This is a genomic window from Enterobacter sp. HMSC16D10, from assembly GCF_001807145.1.
Taxonomy (GTDB): domain Bacteria; phylum Pseudomonadota; class Gammaproteobacteria; order Enterobacterales; family Enterobacteriaceae; genus Enterobacter; species Enterobacter roggenkampii.
Map to the genome: position 1 here is coordinate 1 of NZ_KV787864.1, position 11,416 is coordinate 11,416.

Genomic DNA, 11,416 nt, shown 5'->3' on the forward strand with positions numbered 1-11,416 from the left:
TTGCGCGCGCAACGGAAGTGAACGCCGCGATTCATGCGAACGACCTGACGGTGACGGCAGGAGCGAACCGCGTTGGCGCAGACGGCAGCGTCAGGCCGATTGCCGGTGAGGGTGCCGCGCCCGTGGTGGCCGTGGATACCGGCGCGCTCGGCGGGATGTATGCCAACCGTATCCGCCTGGTCTCCAGCGAGACGGGCGTGGGGGTGAACCTCGGCAACCTCACCGCGCGCCAGGGCGACATTCAGCTGGACGCGGGCGGGAAACTGACGGTCACGAACAGCCTGGCCAGCGGATCGATTACCGCGAACGGCGCGGGAGTGGCCCTCAACGGCAGCCATCAGGCCGGTGGCGCGCTGAATGTGGCCAGCTCGCAGGATGTGGAACTCAATAACAGCACGCTCGCCAGCCAGGGCGATATGCGCCTTTCCGCTGCGGGGAAAGTGCAGACGACGGGCGGCGGGACAAACAGCGCGGGCGCGCTGTCGGTGAGCAGCGGGCAGGGGATGACGCTCAGCAATACCTCCCTGGTCTCCCGCGGCGCGGCGACGCTGGGCAGTAAAGCTACCCTGACCGTCAACGGCGGCGGCGTGTCGGCACAGGGCGGGGCGCTAACCGTCACGAGCAAACAGGGAATGGCGCTTGCGGATGCGACGCTGACGGGTCAGGCCGACACCACGCTGTCCACCGACGGCAGCCTGACGCAGCGCGGCGGCAGCGTCACCAGCAAAGGCGCGCTCAGCGTGGCGGCCGGGAAAGATATCACGCTGACGAATACCCGCAGCGGTAGCGATACCCGCGCGACCCTCAGCAGCGGCGGCACGCTGTCATCCACGGCCAGCGCGGTCTCGGCAGGAGAGAATCTGGCCCTGAGCGGCGGACAGCTGGTGATGGACGGCCAGAGCCGGGCCGATGCCACGGGCGATATCCGCCTGACGGGCAGCGGCGTCAGTAATCAGGGGCAGGTGAATGCGGGGCGCGACATTGCCCTCTCCGGCGACAGGGTATCCACCAGCGGCCAGCTGGCGGCGAAAGGCCACCTTGACGTGAACGCAGGAGAGCTGACAAACGGCGGCACGGTGCAGGGTAACGACGTCACCCTGAAGGGGCAGACGGTCACTAACAGCGGTACCCTGCAGAGCGCAGGCAACCTGGCGCTGAGCGTTGGTACCCTGGAGCAGCGGGGCACGCTGAGCGCGAAAGGCAATGCAAACGTCACGGCGCAGCAGACCCTGCGTAACAGCGGCAGCCTGCTGGCTGACGGGGCGATGAGCGTGACGGCAGACGCGCTGGAACAGAACGGCACCCTGTCCGGCGCGACGGCGCTGACGGCGCAGGCCGGCACCCTGACCAGCGGTCAGGCGTCCCGTACCACCAGTCAGGGCAATGTACAGATTACCGCGACCCGCAGCGCCAGCCTGAACGGGCAGACGGACGCGGCGGGGGCCTTAACCGTCAGCACCGGCGACCTGACCACCGGCCAGGATGCGCATCTGCAGAGCGGGCAGGCGCTCACTCTGCAGGCGCAGAATGCCGCGCTGAACGGCACGCAGGCGGCGAAGGGCGCTCTGTCGGTGACGGCGGGCACCCTTGCGCACGCCGGGAAATCCACCGGTAACGCGCTGAGTTTTAACGCAACCGGCGACCTGACCAGCGGCGGAGAGCTTACCGCCAGCGCCATCGCGCTCAGCGGACAGAACATCCTCCAGTCCGGCGTCGCAAAAGCGGATCGCATGACCCTGACGGCTCCTGACCGCATCACCAACAGCGGTACGCTGGTTGCCGGTACGCTGGCGCTGGACGCTGCCTCGGTGGAGAACAGCGGGCTGCTGCAGGGGACCACCCTGCTCGGCCTGAAGACCGGGTCACTCACAAACCTCGCGGGCGGATCGGTCTACAGCACGCAGGATTTAACGCTGAACGTTCCGGTGCTGTCTAACAGCGGGCTTATCACCACTGACGGCACGCTGCACCTCCGGGGCGACACGCTGACAAACCAGGGTGAAATCAACGGCGTCAGCCTGAGCAGCGACTACCTCAGCCTGACCAACACCGATACCGGACGCCTGCTGGCGGACGACCGGCTCACCCTGAACGGCACTGCGTTTGCTAACGCGGGCAATATTGCGGCCAGCGACCTGCACATCACGGCGAACAGCCTGCAAAACCAGGGCACCGTCGAGGGGGACTCGGCGCTGACGCTCGGTGTGGCAGACCTCACTAACCGTGGCGCGCTGCGTAGCAGCGGAACGCTGACGCTCGGCGGTGAAACGCTGGCCAATAGCGGCGAGCTCAGCGCCACCGCGCTGCTGCTGAACCTGACCCGACAGGCCAGCAACGATGCCGACGGGCGGGTAATTGCCCGGGACGGCCTGACGCTGACTACCGCCAGCCTGACGAACAGCGGGCTGATGGCCGGTACCGACGCGCAGTTTAACAGCGCGTCGGTGACCAACGGCGGCACGCTGCAGGGGACACACTCCCTGACGGCTACGGGGGCACAGCTCACTAACCAGCAGGCGGGTATGCTGCTCTCCGGCGGCGCGCTCGCCCTGCACCACACCACCCTGAACAACGCCGGGCTGCTGCAGGGCAACACCCTGAACCTGGCCACCGGTGAGTGGATGAACACCGGTAACGCGCTGGGGGAAACGGGCGTGACGGCGGCGGTGACCGGCACGCTGACCAACAGCGGTAAGGTGCTCAGCCAGCAGGCGCTGGACGTCCAGGCCGACAGGACCGATAACCGTGGCCAGCTGCTGGCGAAAGTGCTGACCCTGCGGGGCGACCTGCAGAACAGCGGCCTGCTTCAGGGCAGCAGCACGCTGGCCTGGTCCGGGAACACCTTCACGAACCAGCCTCAGGGCCAGGTGACGGGCGGCGAGAGCCTGACGCTGAGCGGACAAACCCTCAGCAACGCGGGCAGCCTTCAGGGGCGCAGCGCGACGCTTGACGCCGTGAGCCTGAATAACCAGGGCAGCGTTCAGACGCTGGACGCCCTGACGCTTTCCGCGACCGGCAGGCTGGATAACACGGGTGCCCTGCTCAGCCAGAATCTGTTCACGCTGACGGCGGCGCAGCTGTTCAACGACGGCCAGCTGGCCGGGAAAGCCCTCGCGGTGAAGGCTGCGCAGCTGAACAACACCGGGATCCTTCAGGGTAACGACACGCTGGCGCTGACCACCCGCGCGCTGAGCAACGGCGCCACCGGGCAGTTGGTGAGCGGCAGTCCTCTGAACGTATCCCTCGACACGCTCGATAACGCCGGCCTGCTGCTGGTGAAGGGTGGGTTTACCCTGCGGGGCAGCGACCTGACGAACCGGGGCGATATTCAGGCGCAGAGCCTGGATTTGGGCCTGAGCAATGCCCTGACCAATACGGGGAACATCGTTGCCACCGACGATGCCGCGCTTAACGCGACGACGCTGACCAGCAGCGGCACGGTGGCGGGCAAAACGCTGACAGCAGGCGGTACTGAGCTGCGCAACAGCGGCCTGATGCAGGGCAGCAACGCGGTTAACGCCACCGCCGACCGCTTTATCAACGAGCTGAACGGTAAATGGCTCTCCGGCGGCGGCTTCACGCTGGCGGGCGGACAGCTGACGAACGCCGGTACGCTGCAGGGCGCCACGCTGGGCATGACCGGCACCACCCTCACCAACAGCGGCACGGTGAACGGGCAGACGGGACTCAGCGGCACGCTCAGCGGGGCGTTAACGAATACCGGGCTGCTGCAGAGCGGCGGCGCGACCGCCTTCACCGCGGATACCCTGGCGAACCCGGGGCGCATCACGGGCGGTACGCTGTCCCTCACCGCCCGCGATATGAACAACGGCGGGCTGATGCAGGGAACGAACGGCCTGGCGCTCACCGGGACCACGCTGACCACGGGCGCAGCCTCGCGCACCCTCTCCGGCGGCATGCTGACGCTGGATGCAGGCCAGCTGACCACGCAGGGCACGCTGCAGGGGAACGGCGCGGACATCCGCGCCAGCGACTGGACGCACGGCGGGTCTCTGCTCAGCCAGGGAACGCTGACGGCCACGACCGGCGGCACGCTGACCTCAACCGGCTCGCTGATGAGCCAGGGCCGGGCGGATATCACCGCCCAGACGCTGGATAACCGCGGGCAGCTCCTCAGCGAGGGCGAGGTGACGCTCGGCGGCAGCACGCTTAAAAACAGCGGCACCGTGCAGGGGAACGCCCTCGCGCTGCATCAGAACAGCATTAACAACCAGGGCACCCTGACCGGTCTGCAGAGCCTGACCGTTCAGGGGCAGCAGCGGCTGATGGCGCGCATGGCGATGGCCGCGCCGCAGCAGGAGCTGATCAACGGCGCAGGCGGCAAACTTCTTACCCAGGGCGCGCTGACGATTGCGTCCGGGGCTGTGACCAACGCCGGCAGCTGGCAGGCACAGAATATTCTGCTTAACGCCCGGTCGCTCACCAACAGCGGCGCGGTGCAGAGCGCCGACGCGCTGCAGATGACGCTGGCCGATACGCTCAACGGAACCGCAGGCAGCAGGATCGCCGCGCTGGGTGCGGCGACGCTGCAGGCCGCGACGCTGGCGAACCAGGGGCAGTGGGCGGCGAAAAACCTGACGCTGACGGGCGGTACGCTCAGCAACAGCGGCGCCATCAGCGGCGTGAATGGCCTGACCCTCAGCCAGACCGGCGCGGTCAGCCAGCAGTCTGGGGGCACCCTGCTGTCCGGCGGGGCGCTGAACATCAAGGCGGCCTCCGTCACCAGCGACGGCAAAATGCAGGGGGGCACGCTCGGCATCACCACCGGGGCGCTCACCAACAACGGACGTCTGCAGGGCGATAACGGCGCGACGCTGGCCCTCAGCGGGACGCTGACCAACAACAGCGGAGGCGAAATCGTCAGCCGCGATGCGCTGACGCTGACCACGCCCGCGCTGTTTAACTACGGCCTTATCCAGGGTGGCGGCGAGACGCGCGTGACCGCCTCCTCGCAGGCGCGTAACGACGGCAGGCTTCTTTCCGGCGCGCGCCTGACGCTCGGCACGCCGCAGTTCACCGGCACCGGCTGGCTGCAGGCCACCGACCTGATACTCAATGCGGCAAACGCTACCAACGGCGGCACGTGGGTGGCCGATCGTGCCACCCTGACCGGCACCAATTTCGCCAGCCAGGGCACCACCCAGGCGGGACAGCTGACGGTTAACTACAGCCAGCTGAACAACAGCGGCACGCTGCTCGGCAACACGCAGCTGAATATTGGTGCGGACCAGGTAACCCAGAGCGCGGGCGGCAAGCTGCTGAGCGGCGGCAACCTGTGGCTGCAGAGCCGGGGGCTGGACCTTACCGGCCAGCTGGTGTCCCTGGGGGACTTAACGCTGCAGCTGACGAACGCGTTTACCAGCAGAACCGCCGTGGCGGCAGGCAGAACCCTGACCATCAACAGCGGCGGCGACATTGATAACCGCAGCGTGCTGCAGGGGCAGGCGGTCAACCTGAACGCGGGCGGGCAGCTCAGCAACAACGGACAAATCACCACCGGCGGCGGCACGAGTACGCTCTCCGGCAGCAGCGTGGCGCTGAACGCCGCGGGTTCGGTGCAGGGCGGAGGTGACATCACCGTGGCCAGCCGGAGCAATATTACCGTCGACGGCTTCACCGGCACGCGCGGCTCGCTGACCCTGAGCGCGCCGGGCGCCATCGTCAACACCGCGCTGCTGTACGCGGCGAATAACCTGGCGCTGTTTGCCGACAGCATCACCAACCAGCGCGGCGACATCATGGCGGGGAACAACCTGTGGATGCAGCGGGATGCGGCAGGGAATGCGAACAGCCAGGTGGTGAATACGTCGGGGAATATTGAGACGCAGAATGGCGATATTACAATTAAAACTAATCGTTTTTTTAATCATTACGAAGTTTTTGATGTAAAAACAGAAAGCAGTAGTCCGACTAATTCAGGGGACTTAAATAAACAATTACCTTCCAATGCCCATTTTGGGGAGGACAGTAAAGGTCCTTACATTGAAGTTAAGATGCATATTGATCTTATACCCGATGAAGTTGTACTCAGTAACGGACCGGAAGAAAATGTAACTATACACACGCAAGGTACCGCAGGGAGACTTTCTGCAGGAAAAGATTTGAATATTTCCAGCAATGAGCTTATTAATCAGGCCAGTAATATGCTGGCAATTGGCAATATCAATATTTCCGGAAATCAGTTAAATAATCAAAGTTACCAGTCTGGTAAAAGCTCCAGTGAAATTGTTTACCAATTATCCACTATGTCAGGCTCCGATGGTGATTTCCCTACGGTTGTTTACAGGCCTAAGAGTTCTTCAGGTTCTGTTCCTGATGGCCCTGTTTACCGCGCTGTTATACAAGCCGGCGGTAACGTTAATGCAAACTTTACCAGCAATATCAGCAACACTAATACCACCGCCAATGCAGGTGGCGTCAGCAACGTTATCTCCACGCCGTCGCTGAACACCCTCAGCAACCAGAGCGTCGGCAGCGGCGTGCAAAAACAGGGGCTGAACGCTACCGGCACCGTGGCGGTGAACTCGCCGCAGTGGAACGATCAGCTCCAGGGTGCGCTACAGCAGCTTAACGGCGGCGGCGCGCTGGAAAACGGCGGCGCGTCCGGCACGCCTCTCAGCAACATTGGCACCAGGCAGAAAGGCAACGCGAACCTCGGCCAGCTGGGCACGCTGGCGAACGCCGGGGCCACCACCGCCGATCTCAGAACCGCTCAGGGCGGCGCCGTCGGGCATTACCAGGGCCAGCGCGTCGATACCAGCGCTTACCCGCTTCCGTCGGGCAACAACGGCTATTTTGTCTTCTCCGACAACCCGAAAAGCCCGTACCTGATCGGCATCAACCCGAAACTGAACGGTCTCGGACAGCTTGATCCCGCCCTGTTTGCCGACCTGAACGCAATGCTCGGGGTCAAACCGTCGTCCACGGCACCGCAGGAGACGCGGCTGGCGTTTACCGACGAGAAGCAGTTCCTCGGCTCGTCCTATATGCTCGGCCGCCTCAACCTGAACCCGGATTACGACTACCGCTTCCTCGGCGATGCAGCGTTCGATACCCGCTATGTCTCCAACGTGATGCTCAACCAGACCGGTAACCGCTACCTGAACGGCATCGGTTCCGATCTGGATCAGATGCGCTATCTGATGGACAACGCCGCGGCGGCGCAGCAGTCGCTGGGCCTGCAGTTTGGCGTCTCGCTGACCGCCGATCAGATTGCTGCGCTCGACCACAGCCTGCTGTGGTGGGAGAAAGCCACCGTCAACGGTGAAACCGTGATGGTGCCGAAACTCTACCTGTCGCCGAAGGACGTCACCGTCAATAACGGCAGCGTAATCGCGGGCAACAACGTCACCCTGAAGGGCGGCGACATCACCAACAGCGGCAGCTCGCTGCTGGCGAAAAACAGCCTGACGCTCGACAGCCAGAACAGCATCAGCAACCTCAACAACGGCCTGATGAAAGCGGGCGGCGACCTGAACCTGAGCGCCATCGGCGATATCAATAACATCAGCTCCACCATCAGCGGCAAAACGGTCGCGCTGGAGAGCCTGGACGGCAGCATCAACAACCTGACCCAGGTTGAGCAGATTGATATCAACGCCGGAGGGAAGTACGGCAAGATCGGCCTGAAAGACACCCTGCTGGGCAACACGGCGTCTATTACCGCGCAGGATGGCCTGTCGCTTGAGGCGGGGAAAAACATCACCGTTACCGGGGCGAACCTGGCCTCCGGCGGCGATATGCTGCTGAACGCGTGGGGCGATATTGCCGTCAACGCGAATCAGATCAACGACGCATTCAGCTCCAGCCGGGCGAAAACCAGCCGTTCGTCCGTCACGTATCAGGGCAGTAACGTCACCGCGGGCGGCAACCTGCTGGTGAACGCCGGGCACAACCTTGACGTGACCGCCAGCGACCTGAAGGCGGGCGGCAGCGCGGGGCTGAGTGCGGGCAACGATCTCAATCTGAACGCGGCACAGACCAGAGAAAGCAGCCGTAAAGGGAAAAGCGAGTCCCACAGCACCGGGCTCGACCGCACCACGATTTCCGCAGGCGATAACCTGGTGCTGAAGGCCGGGCAGGATATCAACGCGCAGGCCGCCGCGCTGGCGGCGGAGAAAAGCGTCGGGCTGCAGGCGGGTCGCGACGTGAATCTGGCGGCGGAAGAGACCACGCAGGGCGATAGCTATAGGTCGGGCAATAAAAAAGTGATTAACGAGTCGGTTCGCCAGTCGGGAACCGACATCACTGCGGGCGGGAATGTGACCGTTGTCGCCGGACGGGATGTGACGGCACAGGCAGCAGATGTCTATGCCGCAGGCGATACAGCCGTGGCCGCCGGGCGGGATATCACCCTTTCCACTGCGACGGAAAGTGACTATGCGTACCGGGAGAAGAAAAAGACATCCGGTGGGTTCCTCAGCAAGAAAACCACTCACACCATCCACGAAGAAACGCATACGCGTGAGAAAGGTACGCAGCTTTCCGGCGACAACGTTGCTCTCCGGGCTGGTAACAACCTGACGGTGCAGGGCTCATCAGTTGCCGCTGAGCGCGATGTGGCACTGAAGGCTGGAAATGATCTGACCGTGGAGGCAGCAACCAACACCGACACGTTCTACGACATGAAGAAGACGAAAAAATCCGGCGTTTTCTCCAGCGGGTCGGGATTGGGTATCACCATCGGGTCGCAGTCTTCAAAAAGCACCCGGCAGGGGGCAAATACGACGCAAAGTGATGCGCGCAGCACGGTGGGCACTGCTGGCGGTAATGTCATTATCAGCGCCGGAAATGACGTCCAGTTGAGCGCGGCAGACGTGGTTGCCGGAAGAGCGAAGGATGATTCCTCCCGTAAAACCGGCCATATCGATATCACTGGCGACAGCATCGCCATCCTTCCTGGACGGGATACGGCCACTGAGTCCATGAAGCAGGAGTCCAAATCGTCTGGCGTCACCGTCAGTGTGAAAGCGCCATTTGAAGACACAGTGCGTAACGTGCGCGATATCGTTCGTGGTAAGGGCAACAGTGGCAACAGCACCGTCGATAAAGTGAAGGGGCTGGGGGCGGAAGGCGGTGCGCTCGCGCTTGACGGACCAGGGCAGATGATGGCCATTTCCGCAGGACGCACCCGGTCTTCCTCTGAGTCGTACTACGAGGGCGAGTTTAACAGCGGCAGCCATCTTGCCGCCGCAGGCAATATCCAGATGACTGCCACCGGTAAACAGGGAGGCAGCAACAGCGGTAATATCCTGATTGCCGGGAGCCAGGCTAAGGCCGGTGAAACGGTGATCCTCGATGCGAAACGCGACGTTGATATCACCACCTCCACAGACAGCGAGAAATACGGCAGCAGCACTAAAAATAGCGGCTGGAATCTTTCGAGCGACCTGAGCGCCGGAAGTGCTGTTCGCGCCATCTCGGGTGGGGGTTCCCACGGCAATCAGCTCCTGCCGGGCGGGATGAGCAAGGCGGAGAGCAACAGTAGCGGTACCCGGACCACACAAAACGCGTCGGTCATTCAGGGCTCAGATATTTACGTTAACAGTCGTGACGGCAGCGTGAATATCAGCGGCAGCCTGATGACCGCCACGGACGATCTTCTGCTGTCAGCCACAAATGGGGATATCTCCGTTTCTGCCGGACGCGATACATCGCGCAGTGAGAGTAGCGGCAGCAGCAAATTGCTGGGAACGCTGGGCGGCGATGGTTACAGCGCCACGGCAGGCTACCGCCATGAAAAAAACAGCAGTCGGGAAGATAGCAGCCTCGAAAACGGATTGCGCAGCCAGCTAAGCAGCAAAAACGGTAACGTTGTCGCGCAGGCCGGTAACGATCTCTCCCTGTCAGGTACGGATATCCGTGCCGGTAAATCGGTCTCACTCAGTGGCGAAAATATCCTCATGGGGGTGAGCCGGGATACCCGTGACGGTGAAAACCACAGCAGCAGCGCCCAGTATGGTGTGACGGCATCTGCTGGCGGCTGGGCAGTTGAGGCTGCAAAAGCCGCTGAGACGGCAGCCCGCAGCGCAGAAAACGGTGATGATCCACGGCTGACCGCCATCAGAACAGGTCAGTCGGCGGCAACCGCGGCGCAGGGCGCTATGTCGGACTCGTCGCTCATCAAGGCTAAAGTGTCTTTAACGGCGGGGACGTCCTCTCAGGACAGTCGTTACCACAGTACCGACACGCAGGGCACCACCATTAATGCCGGCGAGAATGTCTCTGTTCGTGCCGGAAATGACATTGCCGGTATGGGGGTACAGATCGCGGGTAAACACGTGGCGCTGGATGCGGGGCGGGATATTCTGCTGTCTTCCTCCCAGAACACAACCCACTCTGAGAGTAAAAACAGCGGCAGCCAGTTCAGCGTCGGTGTCGGTGTGAGCCTGATTGGTGCGCAAAACGGCATCTCGGTGGAGCTGGGGGCGTCACAGCATAAGGGTAAGGAAAACAGCCAGTCGCAGCGCAATACGAACAGCGTTGTCCATGCTGATGAACAGCTTACGGTGAACAGCGGACGCGACACCACCCTGAAAGGTGTGGAGCTGGAAGGTAACCGTGTGGTGGTCAACACCGGGCGCGATCTCACCATCAGCAGTGTGCAGGATACAGCCAGTTATAACAGCAAGCAGTCTTCGTCAGGCGCGTCCCTCAGTCTGTGCATACCGCCACTGTGTTATGGTGCCTCTTCCGGTAGCGTCAGTGCATCGGGTGAGAATATCACCCAGAATGGTAAGAGCGTCGCTGAACAGAGCGGGATATTCGCAGGCAAAGGCGGCTTTGCCGTCACCACCGGAAATCATACCCAGCTTGACGGCGCGGTGATTGCATCCACGGCGTCTGCAGATAAAAATAGCCTCGACACGGGTACGCTGGGTTTCAGTAATCTCCACAACGAGAGCCAGACCAGCGGCAACGGCTACACGGTGGCGCTTTCCGGCAGCGCGGGCGGCAGCGGAAACGGTGAAAATCGCAACCTGGCACCGGCCATCGGTACGGGCCAGGCAGAAGAGAGCCACACCGGAACGACCTCATCAGCGGTGAGTGGCGGTAGCATTGTCATTCGCAACCCGGCGGGACAGAAACAGGATATTGCTGACCTGAGCCGTGATACGGCTGACGCCCACCATGGCGTGGACGTGAACGGTGATGTGCAGAAGGTCAGGGATAACCTGGCGGTCCAGAGCGAAGGTGCAGCGCTGGCCACCTCTGCGCTGGATGCTTACGGCAAGTATGCGGAGCAGAAAGCGCGTGAATCCAACGCGGCGCTGGGCGCGAGGCTGGCGTCAGAAGGAAAACTGCAGGGCGATACGCCGCAGGAGCAGGAAGCGTTCCTGAAGACGCAGCCCGGATATCAGAATACCGAGTACGGTCCGGGGAGTGCCTTCTGGAC

The 11,416-nt window shown here is 62.8% G+C and carries 1 protein-coding gene; it reads left to right on the forward strand.

The window, feature by feature from the left end:
- A partial coding sequence (locus tag HMPREF3143_RS09120; RefSeq protein ID WP_139145860.1) for a hemagglutinin repeat-containing protein occupies positions 1-11,416 on the forward strand: 11,416 nt, incomplete at both ends.